Source organism: Variovorax paradoxus, from assembly GCF_030815975.1.
GTDB lineage: Bacteria > Pseudomonadota > Gammaproteobacteria > Burkholderiales > Burkholderiaceae_C > Variovorax > Variovorax paradoxus_N.
In genome coordinates this window covers 2,655,046-2,672,366 of sequence record NZ_JAUSXL010000002.1, presented here as the reverse complement: position 1 = coordinate 2,672,366, position 17,321 = coordinate 2,655,046, and the positions used below count along the sequence as shown (strand labels likewise).

The window sequence follows — 17,321 nt, the reverse complement described above, 5'->3', positions numbered from 1 at the left end:
TTTTTCCCGAGACCACACGACAACACCATGGACACGAAGACATCCCCTCTCGCATTGCTGAACGACCCGACCCTGCTCAAGACCGATGCGCTGATCGCCGGCGAATGGACAGCGGGCGCCAGCCGTTTCGACGTCAACGACCCGGCCACCGGCCGCAAGCTGGTCGACGTGGCCAACCTCACGCGGGCCGACGCGGCACGCGCCATTGCCGCCGCCAACAAGGCGCTCGCCGCCTGGCGCGGCAAGACCGGCAAGGAGCGCAGCATCGTGCTGCGCAAGTGGTTCGACCTGCTGATCGCCAACACCGAAGACCTCGGCCGCCTGATGACCGCCGAGCAGGGCAAGCCCTTTGCCGAGGCCAAGGGCGAGGTCGTCTACGGCGCGAGCTTCGTCGAATGGTTTGCCGAGGAAGCCAAGCGCGTGAACGGCGAGGTGCTGCCGCAGTTCGACAACAACCGCCGCCTGCTCGTGATGAAGCAGGCCATCGGCGTGTGCGCGGCAATCACGCCGTGGAATTTTCCGCTCGCCATGATCACGCGCAAGGTGGCGCCGGCGCTGGCCGCGGGCTGCACGGTGATCATCAAGCCCGCCGAACTCACGCCGCTGACCGCGCTGGCCGCCGCGGAACTTGCCGTGCGCGCCGGCATTCCGGCGGGCGTGCTCAATGTGCTCACGGCCGACAGCGGCAACAGCATCGCGATCGGCAAGGAGCTGTGCGAGAGCGACGTGGTGCGCCACCTGAGCTTCACGGGCTCCACCGAAGTGGGCCGCATCCTGATGAGCCAGTGCGCGCCGACGGTCAAGAAACTGTCGCTGGAGCTCGGCGGCAACGCGCCTTTCCTGGTGTTCGACGATGCGGACGTGGATTCGGCGGTCGAGGGCGCCATGGCCAGCAAGTACCGCAACGCCGGCCAGACCTGCGTGTGCGCGAACCGGCTGTATGTGCAGGACGGCATCTACGACGCCTTCGTCGAGAAGTTCGCGGCCAAGGTCAAGGCGCTGAAGGTCGGCAACGGCTTCGAGGACGGCGTGGTGCAGGGCCCGCTGATCGAGGAAGCGGCCATCGACAAGGTGCAGCGCCACGTCGCCGACGCCGTTGCCAAGGGCGGCAAGGTGCTGGCGGGCGGCCACAGGATGCAGGGCCAGTTCTTCGAGCCCACCGTGATTGCCGAAGCCAGCGCCGACATGCTGTGCGCGCGCGAAGAAACCTTCGGCCCGTTTGCGCCGGTGTTCCGCTTCAAGACCGAGCAGGATGGCATCGACGCGGCGAACAACACCGAGTTCGGCCTGGCGAGCTACTTCTACACCCGCGACGTGGGCCGCATCTTCCGCGTGGCGGAAGCGCTGGAATACGGCATGGTCGGCATCAACGCCGGCGTGATCGCCACCGAGCATGTGCCCTTCGGCGGCGTGAAGCAGTCGGGCCTGGGACGCGAAGGCTCGCACCACGGCATGGACGACTACGTGGAGATCAAGTACCTCTGCCTGGGCGACATCCAGAAATAGAAGGGCCGGGGCGAGCCCGCCCTCTCCTATCTCGCCAGCACCGGCTTCAGTGCCACGCCGGTGTGCGTGCCGAGCCGCACCACTTCCTCCGGCGGCGCCGCGGCAACGATGCGCCCGCCGGCGTTGCCGCCTTCAGGCCCCAGGTCGATGATCCAGTCGGCCTCGGCGATCAGGTCGAGGTCGTGCTCGATCACGATAACGCTGTGGCCGCCGTTGACCAGCCGGTGCAGCACGTGGATCAGCTTCTCGACGTCGGCCATGTGCAGGCCCACGGTCGGCTCGTCGAGCACGTACAGCGTGTGCGGCGCCTTCTGGCCGCGGCGCGTGATGTCGTCGCGCACCTTGCTGAGCTCGGTCACCAGCTTGATGCGCTGCGCCTCGCCGCCGCTCAGTGTGGGTGACGGCTGGCCCAGCGTGAGGTAGCCCAGCCCCACGTCCTTCAGCAGCTGCAGCGGATGGCTGATGTTGGGCATGGCCGCGAAGAACTCCACCGCCTCGTCCACTTCCATCTGCAGCACCTCGCCGATGCTCTTGCCGCGCCAGCTCACGGCCAGCGTCTCGGGGTTGAAGCGTGCGCCGTGGCAGACCTCGCAGGGCACCTTCACGTCGGGCAGGAAGCTCATCTCGATGGTGCGCACGCCGGCGCCGTCGCAGCCCGGGCAGCGGCCTTCGCCGGTGTTGAAGCTGAAGCGCGCCGGGCCGTAGCCGCGCGCCTTGGCTTCGAGCGTGTCGGCGAACAGCTTGCGGATGGTGTCCCAGAAGCCGATGTAGGTGGCCGGGCAGCTGCGCGGCGTCTTGCCGATGGGGGTCTGGTCGACCTCCAGCACGCGGTCGATGGTCTGGTAGCCCTCGACGCTGCTGCAGCCGGACCAGGCCGGGCGCTTGCCCGCGGCATCGGCGTCGCGGCCGGCCTTGGTCATGCGCTGGACCACGATGGCATGCACGCTGGCCAGCAGCACGTCGCGCGCGAGCGTCGACTTGCCCGAGCCGCTCACGCCGGTCACCACCACCAGCCGGTGCAGCGGCAGCGTGGCGGTCACGTCCTGCAGGTTGTGCAGGTCGGCGCCATGCACGGTGAGCCAGGCATTGGCTCCCTCCCCTTCCGGGGGTGGGTTGGGGTGGGGGCTCGCGGCGCTTGCACGGCCAGAGGCCTTGTTGGAGGCCGTCGTGCCCCCTCCCCGGCCCTCCCCCGGAAGGGGAGGGAGAGGGACAAGCCGACGGGCGTGCAGCGGGTGCTTGATCGCATCGCGCAGGTAGCGGCCGGTCTGCGATTCGCCCGCCGCCTGGATGTCGGCCACCGAGCCCTCGGCCACGAGGCGGCCGCCGCGCTTGCCAGCACTCGGGCCGATGTCGATGATGTGGTCGGCGCGGCGGATGGTGTCTTCGTCGTGCTCCACCACCACCAGCGTGTTGCCCTTGTCGCCGAGCTTGTGCAGCGCATCGAGCAGGATCTGGTTGTCGCGCGCATGCAGGCCGATGGTCGGCTCGTCCAGCACATAGCACACGCCCTGCAGGTTGCTGCCGAGCTGCGCCGCCAGGCGGATGCGCTGCGCCTCGCCGCCCGAGAGCGTGGGCGCGCCGCGGTCGAGCGTGAGGTAGCCCAGGCCCACCTCTTCGAGAAATTCGAGGCGGCTCTTGATCTCGGGCACCAGGTCGCGCGCGATCTCGGCTTCGCGGCCCGCGAGCGCCAGGCCTTCGAACCACTGGCGCACCTCGGTCACGCTCATGCGCGCGAGCTCGGTGATGCCGATGCCGCCCATGCCGTCGGCGACCGATGCGCCGAAGCCCACCGCGCGCGCCGTGGCATTGAGCCGCGTGCCTTCGCAGGTCGGGCAGGCGGTGTCGGCCAGGTCTTCGATCTCGGGCTCGGCAAAGGTCTGTTCGCGGCCCTTGTTGTCGTCGTCGCGGATCGAGTCGTCGAAGACCTTGCGCTCGTCCTTGCTGAGCTTGACACCGGTGCCCACGCAGTCGGGGCACCAGCCGTGCTTGCTGTTGTAGCTGAACAGTCGTGGATCGAGCTCGGCATAGCTGGTGCTGCAGATCGGGCAGGCGCGCAGCGTGGAGAACACGTTGACGCGGCCGATGCCGTGGGCCGACACGCCGGCCATCATCGCGGCCTTCAGGCCGTCGAGCTGGCTCAGCACATGCACCACGCCCTTGCCGTGTTCGAGCGCCTTGGTCAGCGCCTCGCGCAGTTCGGTCTCCTTCGAGGGCAGCACGTCGAGACTGGCCACCGGCAGCTCGATGCTGTGTTCCTTGAAGCGGTCGATGCGCGGGAAGCCTGTGGTCGGCAGGAACTCGCCGTCCACGCGCAGGTGCGTGAAGCCGCGCGGCCGTGCCCAGTCGGCCAGCTCGGTGTACACGCCCTTGCGGTTGCTCACCAGCGGCGCGAGCAGGCCGATGTGCTGGCCCTTGAAGTTGCGCATCAGCTGCGCGGCAATGCTGTCGGGAGTCTGTGGCTGCACGGCCGCGCCGTCGTGGATGCAGTGCTGGATGCCGAGCTTCACGTACAAGAGGCGCAGGAAGTGCCAGACCTCGGTGGTGGTGCCCACCGTGCTCTTGCGGCCGCCGCGCGACAGGCGCTGCTCGATGGCCACCGTGGGCGGAATGCCGTAGACCGCATCCACCTCGGGCCGGCCCGCGGGCTGCACGATGCTGCGCGCATAGGCGTTGAGCGATTCGAGGTAGCGCCGCTGCCCTTCGTTGAACAAAATGTCGAAGGCCAGCGTCGACTTGCCCGAGCCGCTGACGCCCGTCACCACGCTGAACTTGCCGCGCGGAATGTTCACGCTGAGGTTCTTCAGGTTGTGCTCGCGCGCATTGACGATCTCGATCGCGCTGCTGCCGGGCGCCGTCTTCGCATTGGCGATGTAGCGCCGTGCCGCGCGCTCGGCCACCTTGTAGGCTTCGGGGCCGACGGCCAGGTCGTAGTCGGCCAGCGCCGCGCCGGTGAGCGAGGCGCGGTTCTCGCGCAGCTGCTCGGGCGTGCCCTCCGCCACCACCTGGCCACCGCCCTCGCCGCCTTCGGGACCGAGGTCGATGCACCAGTCGCTGGCGCGGATCACGTCCAGGTTGTGCTCGATCACGATCAGCGAATGGCCGGCATCGAGCAGCTTGCGCAGCGCGCGCATCAGGCGCGCGATGTCGTCGAAGTGCAGGCCGGTGGTCGGCTCGTCGAACAGGAACAGCGTGCCCCTGCGCGCGACCGACTGCTTGCTTGCGGTCGCGCTCTTGGCCGCATCGGCCAGAAAACCCGCGAGCTTGAGGCGCTGCGCCTCGCCGCCGCTCAATGTGGGCACCGGCTGGCCGAGCTTGACGTAGTCGAGCCCCACATCGGAAATCGGCTGCAGCACGCGCAGCACGTCGCGGTCGGCCTCGAACACCGCGGCCGCTTCGGCCACGGTGAGGTCGAGCACGTCGGCCACGTTGTAGCTCTTGCCTTTGCGTTCGACCTTCACCTCGAGGATCTCGGGGCGGTAGCGCTTGCCGTCGCAATCGGGACAGCGCAGGTACACGTCCGACAGGAACTGCATCTCGACATGCTCGAAGCCCGAGCCGCCGCAGGTCGGGCAGCGCCCGTCGCCCGAATTGAAGCTGAACTTGCTCGCGGTGTAGCCGCGCTGGCGCGAGAGCGCGGCGGTGGCGAAGATCTCGCGGATCGCGTCCCATGCGCCCACATAGCTCGCGGGATTGGAGCGCGCCGTCTTGCCGATGGGCGACTGGTCGACGAAGACCACGTCGCCCAGGTGATCCGCGCCCAGCAGGCGGTCGTGCGCGCCCGGCGTTTCGGTGGCTTTGCCGAAGTGCCGCATGAGCGCGGGCGCCAGCACGTCCTGGATCAGCGTCGACTTGCCCGAGCCGCTGACGCCGGTCACGCACACCAGCCGCGCGAGCGGAAACTCGACCGTGATGTTCTTGAGGTTGTGCTCGCGCACGCCTTCGAGGATGAGCCGGTGCGTGTTCTCGCTCACGAGCCGCTTGAAGCCCATGCCGATCTTCTTGCGCCCGCCCAGGTACTGGCCGGTGAGCGTGTCGGCGTCGCGCAGCTGGTCGGTGCTGCCGTCGAACACGATCTGCCCGCCGCGGATGCCGGGGCCCGGGCCCATGTCGATCACGCGGTCGGCCGCGAGCATCACGGCCGGGTCGTGCTCCACCACCACCAGCGTGTTGCCGGCGTCGCGCAGGCGCAGCATGGCCTCGGTGATGCGGTTCATGTCGCGCGGATGCAGGCCGATGCTGGGCTCGTCGAGCACGAACAGCGTGTTGACCAGCGAGGTGCCCAGCGCCGTCGTGAGGTTGATGCGCTGCACCTCGCCGCCCGAGAGCGTGCGGCTCTGGCGGTCGAGCGTGAGGTAGCCGATGCCGACGTCGTGCAGGTAGCGCAGGCGGGTGGTGATTTCGTCGAACAGCAGCTTGAGCGCCTGCGCCTCGCCTTCGTTCGCGGTGCTGCCGTTGCCATGGCGCTCGACGCGGTCGAAGAAGCGCCGCAGCCGCTCGATCGGCAGCAGCATCAGGTCGTGCAGGCAAAGCCCCGGCAGCGCCTCGAGCTGCGCGCGCGTCCACTTCACGCCGGTCGGCAGGAAGCGCTTGGCGGGCTCCAGCACCGCATCGGCGTCTTCCTTGCTGCCGATGCGCCACAGCAGGCTGTCGAGCTTCAGGCGCGCACCGCTGCACACGGGGCATGGCGTGTAGCTGCGGTACTTGGACAAGAGCACGCGGATGTGCATCTTGTAGGCCTTGCTCTCCAGGTAGCCGAAGAAGCGGCGCACGCCATACCACTGCTTGTTCCAGTTGCCGTCCTTGTAGTTGGGCGTGCCCTCGATCACCCAGTGCTTCTGCTCGTCGGTGAGCTTGTTCCAGGGCGTGTCGCGCGGAATGCCGGCCGCCTCGGCGTGGCGCATGAGGTCGTCCTGCGCTTCCTTCCACGCCGGGGTCTGGATGGTCTTGATGGCGCCGGCGCGCAGCGTGAGCTTGTCGTTGGGAATCACGAGGCCCAGGTCGACGCCGATCACGCGGCCGAAGCCGCGGCAGGTGTCGCAGGCGCCGACGGCCGAGTTGAACGAGAACATCGACGGGATCGGGTCGGTGTAGCGGATGTCGCTCTCGGGGCAGTGCAGGCCAGTGGAGAACTTCCACACCTCGGCCACGGCGTTTTCCTCGGCGCCGGTCGCATGCACCGTGACGCGCCCGCTGCCGCGCTTGAGCGCCACCTCGATGGCTTCCACCACGCGCGAGCGCTCGGCGCTCGAGATGCGAAAGCGGTCGGCCACCACGTCGAGCACCTTGCGCGGGCCGGTGGGCGTGGCCACCTCGCGCTCGGCCTGCACGCGCGTGAAACCGCTGGCCGAGAGCCATTGCGTGACTTCCTCGGCCGTGGTGCTGGCAGGCAGTTCGACCGGAAAGGTGACGACCAGGCGCGGATCTCCGGCGGCAGCCGCCCGTTCGGCGATCTGCGCATAGATGCTGTCGGGCGAATCGTGGCGCACCGGCAGCGCGGTCTCGCGGTCGAACAGCTGGGCCGCGCGCGCATAGAGCAGCTTCAGGTGGTCGTTGAGCTCGGTCATCGTGCCGACCGTGGAGCGCGAGGAGCGCACCGGGTTGGTCTGGTCGATGGCGATGGCGGGCGGCACGCCCTCCACCTTGTCGACGGCCGGCTTGTCCATGCGGTCCAGGAACTGGCGCGCGTAGGCGGAAAAAGTCTCCACATAGCGCCGCTGGCCCTCGGCATAGAGGGTGTCGAACACGAGGCTCGACTTGCCCGAGCCGCTGGGCCCGGTGACCACGGTCATCTCGCCGGTGCGGATGTCGAGATCGAGGTTCTGGAGGTTGTGCTGGCGCGCGCCGCGAATCCGGATGGAGCCCTGTGTCATGAATGCCTTGGGGGGTGGGGCAAACATTCTAGGGAGTGGCCGGTGACGTTTTCGTGCACTCCGTCACATGGTCCGCGGCCGTGCAGGGGTTTGTACCGATTCAGTCCTTGTCACTTCATGTAACAAATAGCACCTTTGTTTTCATTCCCATCTGCACTTGAAAGTTGTCCCATGAACAAGCTGCACGTTCTTTGCGCCGCCCTGCTGGCAGTGGCCGCGACGTCCGCGCCGGCCCAGATCCTGATCGGCCAGACAGCGGGCATGACCGGCTCGGTGGCCGCCAGCGTGAATGAAACCATCGGCGGGGCCCAGCTGGTGATCGACGCGGCGAACGCCCAGGGCGGAATCCACGGCGAGAAGATCGAGGTGCTGCGCATGGACGATGGCTTCGACGTCAAGCGCGCCAGCGAGAACGCTCGCGTGCTGATCGAGGAAAAGAAGGTGATGGCGCTCTTCATGAGCCGCGGCACGCCGCATTCGCAGGCCATCATTCCGTGGCTCGACAAGCACGACGTGGCCCTGATCGGCCCTTCCACCGGGGCCATGGTGCTGCACAAGCCGGTGCAGAAGTACGTGTTCAACGTGCGCGCCACCTACCAGCGCGAAGCCGAGAAGGCGATCGCGCACCTGCTCACCACCGGCATCGCGCGCATCGCCGTGGTCCACGTGACCGATTCCTTCGGGCAGGACGCGCTCGAGGGCGCCATGGCCGGCTTTGCCAAGGCGCAGGCCAAGCCCGTCGTGACCGTGCCGGCCGACCGCGAGAAGCCCGACTACAAGGCCATCGTGCCGGCCATCAGGGACGCCAATGCGCAGGCGGTGCTGTGGATCGGCTCGGGCGCCGCGGTGGTCGACGGCATCAAGGCGCTGCGCGCGTCCGGCTCGGCCGCGCAGGTGGTCACCCTGTCGAACAACGCCTCCTCGGGCTTCATCAAGCAGCTGGGCGACGCGAGCAAGGGCGTGATCGTGACCCAGGTGTTCCCGAACGAGCGCTCCATCAGCTACCCCATGGTCAAGGAAGCGCTCGCCCTGGCGCGCGCCAAGGGCCAGGCCGAGCTTTCGCCGGCCGCGCTCGAAGGCTTTGCTTCGGCCAAGGTGCTGGTCGAGGCATTGCGCCGCGCCGGACCCAAGCCGACACGCGCCAAGGTGCTGGCGGCGCTCGAGAGCCTGCGCGCCTACGACCTCGGCGGGCTCGAGGTGAGCTATTCGCCGCAGGACCATTCGGGCATCGACTTCGCCGACCTGGCGATCATCAGTGACGGTCGTTTCAAGCGCTGAGCACGCGCTGGCGGCCCCGCCGCGGCAACGCCAGAGCACTGGGAACTATGGTTTGACAGGGTTTCCACGAGCGAGTGAATGTCACTTGCGGCAACACATTACACATCTTCTGACAGAAGCATCCGCTTCGCCCAAAGGCCTGTTCGATGATGAAGATGTTGTCCACGTCCCGCGCTGCTGCGCTGCTCTTTGCGCTGTCCGCCCTCGGCGCCTCGGCGCAGATCGTGATCGGCCAGTCGGCCGACCTGTCGGGCCCCGTGGCGGCAAGCGTGAAGGAAACGATCATGGGCTCGCAACTGGTCATCGACCAGGTCAATGCCCAGGGCGGCATCAACGGCGAGCAGATCGAGGTGATCCGGCTGGACGATGGCCTGGACGCGAAGCGTTCGATCGAGAACACGCGCATCCTGATCGAGGACAAGAAGGTGCTGGCGCTGCTGCTCAACCGCGGCACGCCCAACACCCTGGCCGTCATTCCGCTGCTCGACAAGTACGGCGTGGCGCTGGTGGGCCCTTCCACCGGCGCGATGGCGCTGCACAAGCCGCTGCAGAAGAACATCTTCAACGTGCGCTCGACCTACCAGCGCGAAGCCGAAAAGGCCGTGCAGCACCTGCACACCACGGGCATCCAGCGCATTGCCGTGGTCCAGGCCGACGACTCGTTCGGCAAGGACGCGATGGAAGGCGCGAGCAAGGGCTTCGAGAAGGCCGGGCTCGCGCCGGCCGTGCTGGCGCTGGCCGACCGCAGCAAGCCCGACTATTCGGCGATCGTGCCGCAGCTGCTCAAGGCCAATGCGCAGGCGGTGCTGTGGATCGGCTCGGGCACCGCGGTGACCGAAGGCGTGAAGGCGCTGCGGGCCGCGGGCTCGGCGGCGCAGATCATCACGCTGTCGAACAATGCCGCCTCGGGCTTCATCAAGGAGCTCGGCTCGGCCAGCGCCGGCGTGATCGTCACGCAGGTGCTGCCCTACGAGCGCTCGTTCGGCCATCCGCTGATCAAGGAGGCGATGGCGCTCGCCAAGGCCAAGGGACAGACCGAGCTGTCGCCGGCGCTGCTCGAAGGCTTCGTCGCCACCAAGGTGATGGTGGAGGCGCTGCGCCGCACGGGGCCCAAGCCCACGCGCGCGAGGCTGATTGCCACGCTCAACAGCTTCCAGTACGACCTGGGCGGCAACATCGACGTGAGCTACTCGCCGACGGACCATACCGGCATCGACTACGTCGATCTCTCCATCGTCAGCGAAGGCCGCTTCAAGCGGTAGCCGCCGCCGCGCGGCGCCTTACTTGGGTGCGGCGGCGGGCGCAGGCTCGTGCGTGGCGTCGCCGCCGTGCTTCTCGCCCGACATGTCGATCTTGTCGCCGGCATTCGAGATGACGTACAGGGCAATGGCGGCAAAGATGACGAAGCCGACAACGAGTTTCCACATGGGTTCTGTCTCCTGATGGGTTCAAGAAAAAGGCCTCATGCCGACGGCATGAAGCCTCTTTGTTGAACGGAGGGCCGGCTCTCGCCTCCCTCCTGTCTGAGCTTGCGGTCAGTCGTTCGCGTAAATGTCGACGTCCTTGGTTTCGCGGATGAAGAGCGTGCCCACCACCAGCGTGATGCCGGCGATGATGATCGGGTACCAGAGGCCGTTGTACATGTTGCCGGTGGACGCCACGATGGCGAAGGCGGTGGTCGGCAGCAGGCCGCCGAACCAGCCGTTGCCGATGTGGTACGGCAGGCTCATGGAGGTGTAGCGGATGCGGGTGGGGAACAGTTCGACCAGCATGGCGGCGATCGGGCCGTAGACCATCGTCACCAGCAGCACCAGCCAGAACAGCAGCCCGACCGTCACCAGCTTGTTGATCTTCGCGGGGTCGGCCTTGGCCGGGTAGCCCGCGACCTTCAGGTCTTCGGCCACGCCCTTCTTGAAGGCGGCGATTTCCTTGGCGGAGTTCTCGTCGAACTTGAGGTTCACCACGTTGCCCACAGGCGCCTCGACCGTCTTGTCGCCGATCTTCACGACCGCCTTCGAGCCCGACGCGCCGGCCACGTTCTCATAGCTCACCGAGTTCTGCACCAGATAGCGCTTGGCGATGTCGCAGGAACTCCTGAAGTCGATCTCACGGGCCACCGGGTTGCCCTGGAACGAGCAGGTCGCCGGGTCGGCCGTCACCGTGACGCCGGCGGTGGCTTGCGCCTTGGCCAGGTCGGGGTTGGCAGCTTCGGTCAGCATCTTGAAGACCGGGAAGTAGGTGACCACGGCCAGAAGGCAGCCGGCCATGATGATCGGCTTGCGGCCGATCTTGTCGGACAGCGTGCCGAAGACCACGAAGAACGGCGTGCCGAGCAGCAGCGCGGCGGCGATCATCAGGTTGGCCGTGGTCGCATCGACCTTGAGCTGCTGCGTCAGGAAGAAGAGCGCGTAGAACTGGCCCGAGTACCAGACCACGGCCTGGCCTGCCGTGAGGCCGACCAGCGCCAGGATCACGATCTTGAGGTTCTTCCATTGGCCGAAGGATTCGGACAGCGGCGCCTTCGAAGTCTTGCCCTCGGCCTTCATCTTCTGGAACGCCGGCGATTCGCTCAACGAGAGCCGGATCCACACCGACACGCCGAGCAGCGCGATCGACACCAGGAAAGGAACGCGCCAGCCCCAATCGCCGAACGCCTGTTCGCCGAGCCAGGTGCGCACGCCCAGGATCACCAGCAGGCTCAGGAACAGCCCGAGCGTGGCGGTGGTCTGGATCCACGAGGTGTAGGCGCCGCGCTTGCCGTGCGGCGAGTGCTCGGCCACGTAGGTGGCGGCACCGCCGTACTCGCCGCCGAGCGCGAGGCCCTGCAGCATGCGCAGCGCAATCAGGATCACCGGCGCCGCGACGCCGATGGTCGCGTAGCTGGGCAGGAGGCCGACGATGAAGGTCGACAGGCCCATGATCAGGATCGTGACCAGGAAGGTGTACTTGCGCCCGATCATGTCGCCGAGCCGGCCGAACACGATGGCGCCGAACGGCCGCACCAGGAAGCCCGCGGCAAACGCCAGCAGCGCAAAGATGAAGGCCGCGCCGGCATCCAGGCCGCTGAAGAACTGCTTCGCGATGATCGCGGCCAGCGAGCCGTAGAGGTAGAAGTCGTACCACTCGAACACCGTGCCAAGGGAGGAAGCGAAGATGACCTTCTTTTCCTCCGCGGACATGGGCCGGGGGGCCGGATGCGGCACCCCCCTCGAATCCAGTGTTGCTGCCATTTGCGTCGTCTCCTGTGTATGCGTTCGGTCGGCCCCGGCATTCGGGACCGTCAAGCATTCTTGGAGGCGCGACTGACCCGAGCCTTTCGCGAAACTGAACCGACGCTTACGAATTAAGGTGAAACCCGCGGGGCCCGTTTCAGCTTGTAAGAAATCGGGCGGTTGCTCAGCTTTTGCTGCTTCGCAGCAAGGAAGGCCGCTGGTCGGCCGCGTCCCATTGCGGGCCTTCGAACCACGCGTCCCGGCCCAGGTAGGCACGCAGCATCGCGAGGCCGTCGAAGCCCCAGAACAGCCGGCCGTCGGCCACGCAGCTCGGCGTGCCGAACACGCCGGCCTGCAGGGCTTCGTCGGTGTTGCGCTTGAGCAGCGCCTTGTTGTCGTCGCCGTTCATGTCGCGCTTGAGCCGCAGCTGCGCCGCCAGCGCAGCCAGGCGCGTGGCATCGCCGGCTTCCTCGCCGCCGCGCCACACGCTGCGGAAGATGGTCTCGGCCGCGAGGCGGCTGATGCTGCCGTCCTCCGAGGTCGACAGCGCGAGCCGCAGGTGCGGCAGCGGGTTGTACGGGTGCGAGGCCGGCATCTCGATTTCGATGCCGTTCGCGTGGCCGAGCCAGAGCACGTGGCGGTAGGTCCAGCTGCGCTTGGCCGGAATCTCGGCCGGCCCGAGCTGGCCGTGGTGCTTGAGGATCGCGCCGAGCAATACCGGCTTGTAGGCCACGCTGCAGCTCAGGCCCTCGAGCGCCTGGGGCAGCTGCTCGAACGCAAGGTATGCGTAGGGCGAGATGAAGTCGAGGTAGAAGTCGATGTGCTTCATGCGTGCTTGTCTCCTGGTTGCTCCGGGATGCGCCAGAGGCCGGCCCGTGCCCGCAACTCTATCGCGCGCCACACGCTGCGCCGCGCAACGTCTTCCATCGTGCTCCAGCCCGCGATCTCGGGGAGGGTGCGCAGGCACCCTTCGCAGAAGCCGCTCTGGCTGTCCATGCGGCAGACCGAGGTGCAGGGCGATGGCACATCGGACGCATCGTCGCTGGCCGAGCGCTGCACGGCCGCGGCGCGTTCGGCCAGCGTCTGCGCGCCGTCGACATTCACGTCGTCACACCACGTCCGCCACCGGCGCGCCGGTGAGCTTCTCGAGGTCGTGCGGGCGCAGCTGGAACACCGCATGGGGATGGCCCGCCGCGGCCCAGATCTCCTCGAAGCGGAACAGCTCGCGGTCGATCAGCACCACCGGCGGCGTGGCATGCGCCACCGGCGACACGCCGCCGATCGTGAAGCCGGTGCGCGCCTTCACGAACTCCGCATCGGCGCGGCCGGTCTTGCCGACCAGCGCATCGACCTTCTTCTCGTCCACGCGCTTGTCGCCCGAGGTGATGACCAGCACCGCCGCGTCGTCGCTCTTGCGCCGGAAGATGATGCTCTTGGCGATCTGCCCGACCAGAATGCCGAGCGCGTCGGCCGCCTGCTGCGCGGTGCGGCAGGCGTCGTCGAGCATGCGCGGCGAATGGGGGTGGCCGGCGTCCTGCAGCACGCGCGAGACGCGCTGCACGCCTTCGGGCAGCGAATGAAGTTCAGCGCCGCACATCACACGCCTCCCCGCTTTTCGTGGACGCTCATCATCCGGCCCTCTTCGTACGGAGCGCCTTCGACGCGCGCGAATTCGGCTCGCGCCCCAGCGCCTCGCTGATGTACACGCCCGCGTCGATCAGCTTGTCGAGGTCGATGCCGGTCTCGATGCCCATGCCGTGCAGCATGTAGACCACGTCTTCGGTCGCCACGTTGCCGGTCGCGCCCTTGGCGTAGGGACAGCCGCCCAGCCCGGCGGAGGACGACTGGAAGTTCCAGACCCCCAGCTCCAGCGAGGCCAGCGTGTTGACCAGCGCCTGGCCGTAGGTGTCGTGGAAGTGGCCCGAGATGTGGTCCACGCCGAAATGCGCCAGCGCGGCCTCGATCGCGGCCTGCACCTTGCGCGGCGTGCCCACGCCGATGGTGTCGGCCACGTCCACGCGCTGCACGCCGATGTCCTTCATCAGCTTTGCCAGCATGCCCACGCGTTCGGGTGCGATCTCGCCTTCGTAGGGGCAGCCCACGGTGCACGACATGGCGCCGCGCACCGCGATGCCCTTCTCGCGCGCCGCGGCCACCACGGGCGCGAAGCGCTCGATGCTCTCGGCAATGGAGCAGTTGATGTTCTTCTGGCTGAAGGCCTCGCTCGCGGCGCCGAACACCACGATCTCGTCGGGCCACTCTTCGCGCGGCGCGGCAATGGCGGCCTCGAAGCCCTTCATGTTGGGCGTGAGCACCGAATAGCGCACGCCGGCCTTGCGTTGGATGCCATGCATCACGGAGGCAGCGTCGGCCATCTGCGGCACCCACTTGGGGCTCACGAAGCTGGTGACCTCGATCTCCTTCAGGCCGGCGTCCTGCAGGCGGTGCACGAGGCCGATCTTGACTTCGGCGGAGACCGGTTGCTTCTCGTTCTGCAGTCCGTCGCGCGGACCGACGTCGACGATCTTGACCTTGGCGGGGATTTTCATGGGTGTCTCTGGGTTCGCTGGGAAAAGAAAAAACCGTCGGTCAATTGTCGGCCGTCTGCGTCCTGCGTGCTCGGCCGCGCCTGCCGCAGGGGTTGCAATGCCTGCCAGCGGCGTTGCAGATCGCGCCAGCGCCGCTGTTCACACCGTTTCGCGCTGCACGAAATCCGATGGCGGCTCGGCGGGCGCGGGCGCCTCCACCACTTCCAGCGCATCCACGCGCGCGCCGTCCGGCCCGCTGCGGGCCCACGAAACCAGCGCATCGACCGCAGCAGCCGGTCCGAAGGCCAGCGCCTCCACGCTGCCGTCGCGGCGGTTGCGCACCCAGCCGCGCACGCCCAGGCGCCGCGCGGCCTGCACCATCGACCAGCGATAGCCCACACCCTGCACCAGGCCGCGGACGACAAGATGGCGGGTGACGGCGGAGGGATTCATGGCATGGGCAACATCAGTACGACTTGGGCAGGCCGAGCGCCTTTTCCGCGATGAAGTTCAGGATCATCTGCGGGCTGACCGGCGCAATGCGCGGAATGTAGCTCTCGCGCAGCAGCCGCTCGACATGGTATTCCTTCGCATAGCCCATGCCGCCCAGCGTGAGCACGGCGTTCTGGCAGGCGTCGTGCGCCGCCTCGGCCGCCAGGTATTTGGCGGCGTTGGCCTCGATGCCGCAGGGCTCGCCCGCGTCGTACAGCGTGGCCGCCTTGAACACCATCAGGTCGGCCGCCTCGAGATTGGCCCAGGCGCGCGCGAGCGGATGCGCCACGCCCTGGTTCTGGCCGATCGGCCGGCCGAAGACGACGCGCTCCTGCGCGTACTGCGAGGCGATGCGCAGCGCCGCGCGGCCGATGCCGATGGCCTCGGCCGCAATCAATATGCGCTCGGGGTTGAGCCCGTGCAGGATGTATTCGAAGCCGCGCCCTTCGTCGCCGATGCGGTCTTCCTCCGGCACTTCGAGCCCGTCGATGAAGAGCATGTTCGAGTCGACCGCCGCGCGGCCGAGCTTGTGGATCTCGCGCACCTCGACCTTGCCGCGGTCGAGCGGCGTGTAGAACAGCGTGAGGCCCTGCGTAGGCTTCTTCACCTGGTCGAGCGGTGTGGTGCGCGTGAGGATCAGCATGCGGTCGGCCACCTGCGCGGTCGATATCCAGATCTTGCGGCCGTGCAGCAGGTAGCTGCCATCGGGCTGGCACACCGCCTGCGTCTTGAGGCTCGTGGTGTCGAGCCCCGCATCGGGCTCGGTCACGGCGAAGCAGGCCTTCTCGGTGCCCGCGATCAGCGGCGGCAGGAAGCGCTGGCGCTGCGCCTCGCTGCCGAACACCACCACCGGGTTGAGCCCGAAGATGTTCATGTGCACCGACGACGCGCCCGACATGCCCGCGCCCGAGGCGCTGATGGCGCGCATCATCAGCGCCGCCTCGGTGATGCCGAGCCCCGCGCCGCCCTGCGCCTCGGGCATCGCGATGCCGAGCCAGCCGCTGTCGGCCACCGCGCGGTGGAATTCGTGCGGGAACGCGGCGCGGTCGTCGTGGTCGCGCCAGTAGTCGGCGGGGAAGTCTTCGCAGAGACGTTCAATGGCCGCGACGAGCGAGCGCTGGTCTTCGTTCAGGGAGAAATTCATTCGCTGTCTTTCGCAGGGTCCGGTTGCAGGGTGACGCCACACGCGAGCATGCGGTCGATGTCTTCGTCCGCGTAGCCCGCTTCGCGCAGCAGCTCGACGCTCTGCTCGCCGATGCGCGGCGCCATGCGGCGGATGCCCGCGGGCGTGGCGCTGTAGCGGCCGACCGGCGCCAGCGTGCGGATGCGGCCTTCGCTCGGATGATCGAACTCGGGAAAGAAATCGACCGCGCGCAGGTGCGGGTCGCCGAGCAGGCTCTCGGTGCTGTGCAGCCGCGCGACCGGGATGTCGGCCGCTTCCAGCGCAGCCATCCATTCCTCGCTGCTTCGCGTGGCCATCACCTCGGCCACGAACGCATAGACCGCGCCGATGTTGGCGGCGCGCGCCGTGTGCGTGCCGAACATCGGCGAGGCACGCAGCTCGGGCCGGCCGATCAGGTCGAAGAAGGCCTGCCAGTGCTTGTCGTTGTAGATCAGCACGCTCAGGTAGCCGTCGGCCGTGGCGTAGGGCTTGCGGTGCGGCGCAAGCAGGCGCGCATAGCCGGTGGGGCCGAGCGGCGGCTCGAAACTGTGGCCGCCGAGGTGGTCGCCCATCACGAACTGCGAGAGCGCCTCGAACATCGGCACCTCGACCGCCTGGCCGCGGCCGGTGCGCTGCGCGTGCAGCACGGCGGCGAGCAGCGCGATGGCGGCCTGCAGCCCCACGGCGCGGTCGGCCAGCGTGACAGGCGCGTAGCGCGGCGCATCGCCGCTTTGCTGCGCGAACAGCGAGGCCACGCCGGCCGCGCCCTGGATCAGGTCGTCGTAGGCGGGCTTGCCGGCATAGGGGCCCTCCTCGCCATAGCCGAAGGCGCCGAGATAGACGATCTTCGGGTTGGCCGCCGCCACGGCCTCGTAGCCGAGCCCGAGCCGCGCCATGGCCTGGGGGCGCGTGTTGTAGATCAGCGCATCGCAGCCGGCCGCAAGCCGCAGGCAGGCCTCGCGGCCCTCGGGCTGCTTGAGGTCGAGCACGATCGAGCGCTTGTTGCGGTTGAGGTGCATCGCCATCGCGCCCATGCCGGCGTGGCGCATCGGGCCGACCGCGCGCAGGTTGTCGCCGGCGGGCGGCTCGACCTTGACGATGTCGGCGCCCAGATCGCCGAGCGTCTGCGTGGCGTAGGGTCCCATCACCACGGCCGTGAGGTCGAGGATGCGGATGCCTTGAAGCGGCCCGGTGGCATTCATGTCTTTGCTCCTTCCCCTTCCGGGGGAAGGCTGGGATGGGGGCAGGCAGAGCGCCCGATGGAGGCGCCGCT

At 68.0% G+C, this 17,321-nt stretch carries 13 protein-coding genes; 3 read left to right on the top strand and 10 right to left on the bottom strand.

All coding sequences use genetic code 11. From position 1 onward, the window contains the following. Nucleotides 1-27: 27 nt before the first annotated feature. Nucleotides 28-1,506 (top strand): NAD-dependent succinate-semialdehyde dehydrogenase, encoded by a 1,479-nt coding sequence (locus QFZ47_RS16195; protein ID WP_307656589.1) that lies wholly within the window; start codon nucleotides 28-30, stop codon nucleotides 1,504-1,506. Between the two features lie 26 nt (nucleotides 1,507-1,532). On the opposite strand, the gene uvrA is transcribed toward QFZ47_RS16195, so the two are convergent. Next, nucleotides 1,533-7,376: an excinuclease ABC subunit UvrA gene (uvrA, locus tag QFZ47_RS16190; protein ID WP_307656588.1), complete on the bottom strand. Its 5,844-nt coding sequence runs from the start codon at nucleotides 7,374-7,376 to the stop codon at nucleotides 1,533-1,535. Between the two features lie 171 nt (nucleotides 7,377-7,547). Here uvrA and QFZ47_RS16185 point away from each other — a divergent pair, with 171 nt between their 5' ends. Together QFZ47_RS16185 and QFZ47_RS16180 are read left to right on the top strand one after the other, a co-directional pair. Continuing rightward, entirely contained in the window at nucleotides 7,548-8,654 is a 1,107-nt protein-coding gene (locus QFZ47_RS16185) for an ABC transporter substrate-binding protein (RefSeq protein WP_307656587.1), read from the top strand. 146 nt (nucleotides 8,655-8,800) lie between these two features. Further along, nucleotides 8,801-9,916 carry an ABC transporter substrate-binding protein gene (locus QFZ47_RS16180; protein ID WP_307656586.1) on the top strand — a complete coding sequence of 372 codons (1,116 nt, stop codon included), beginning with the start codon at nucleotides 8,801-8,803 and terminating at the stop codon, nucleotides 9,914-9,916. Nucleotides 9,917-9,934: 18 nt separating this feature from the next. On the opposite strand, the gene QFZ47_RS16175 is transcribed toward QFZ47_RS16180, so the two are convergent. The 9 genes from QFZ47_RS16175 to QFZ47_RS16135 form a co-directional block, all read right to left on the bottom strand. Beyond that, the gene (locus QFZ47_RS16175; protein WP_307656585.1) at nucleotides 9,935-10,081 is read right to left on the bottom strand and encodes a hypothetical protein; all 147 of its coding nucleotides are present in this window, start codon (nucleotides 10,079-10,081) and stop codon (nucleotides 9,935-9,937) included. Nucleotides 10,082-10,189: 108 nt separating this feature from the next. Then, on the bottom strand, nucleotides 10,190-11,884 hold the full coding sequence (locus QFZ47_RS16170) for an MFS transporter (protein WP_307656584.1): 1,695 nt from the start codon (nucleotides 11,882-11,884) through the stop codon (nucleotides 10,190-10,192). A 166-nt stretch (nucleotides 11,885-12,050) separates the two neighbouring features. After that, nucleotides 12,051-12,695, bottom strand: a complete 645-nt coding sequence (locus QFZ47_RS16165; RefSeq protein WP_307656583.1) for a 2-hydroxychromene-2-carboxylate isomerase — start codon at nucleotides 12,693-12,695, stop codon at nucleotides 12,051-12,053. Beyond that, nucleotides 12,692-12,970: a DUF1289 domain-containing protein gene (locus tag QFZ47_RS16160; RefSeq protein ID WP_307656582.1), complete on the bottom strand. Its 279-nt coding sequence runs from the start codon at nucleotides 12,968-12,970 to the stop codon at nucleotides 12,692-12,694. The genes QFZ47_RS16165 and QFZ47_RS16160 overlap by 4 nt, the downstream gene beginning before the upstream one ends. 4 nt (nucleotides 12,971-12,974) lie before the next feature. Beyond that, nucleotides 12,975-13,463, bottom strand: coding sequence for a YbaK/EbsC family protein (locus QFZ47_RS16155; RefSeq protein ID WP_307656581.1), 489 nt, complete (start codon nucleotides 13,461-13,463; stop codon nucleotides 12,975-12,977). A 31-nt stretch (nucleotides 13,464-13,494) separates the two neighbouring features. Beyond that, entirely contained in the window at nucleotides 13,495-14,415 is a 921-nt protein-coding gene (locus QFZ47_RS16150) for a hydroxymethylglutaryl-CoA lyase (protein WP_307656580.1), read from the bottom strand. Nucleotides 14,416-14,553: 138 nt separating this feature from the next. Next, nucleotides 14,554-14,847, bottom strand: a complete 294-nt coding sequence (locus QFZ47_RS16145; protein WP_307656579.1) for an acylphosphatase — start codon at nucleotides 14,845-14,847, stop codon at nucleotides 14,554-14,556. Nucleotides 14,848-14,860: 13 nt separating this feature from the next. Beyond that, nucleotides 14,861-16,030 carry an acyl-CoA dehydrogenase family protein gene (locus QFZ47_RS16140; RefSeq protein WP_307656578.1) on the bottom strand — a complete coding sequence of 390 codons (1,170 nt, stop codon included), beginning with the start codon at nucleotides 16,028-16,030 and terminating at the stop codon, nucleotides 14,861-14,863. Next, a complete protein-coding gene (locus QFZ47_RS16135; RefSeq protein WP_307656577.1) occupies nucleotides 16,027-17,250 on the bottom strand; it encodes a CaiB/BaiF CoA transferase family protein in 1,224 nt (407 codons plus the stop codon). The genes QFZ47_RS16140 and QFZ47_RS16135 overlap by 4 nt, the downstream gene beginning before the upstream one ends. Between the last annotated feature and the right edge of the window lie 71 nt (nucleotides 17,251-17,321).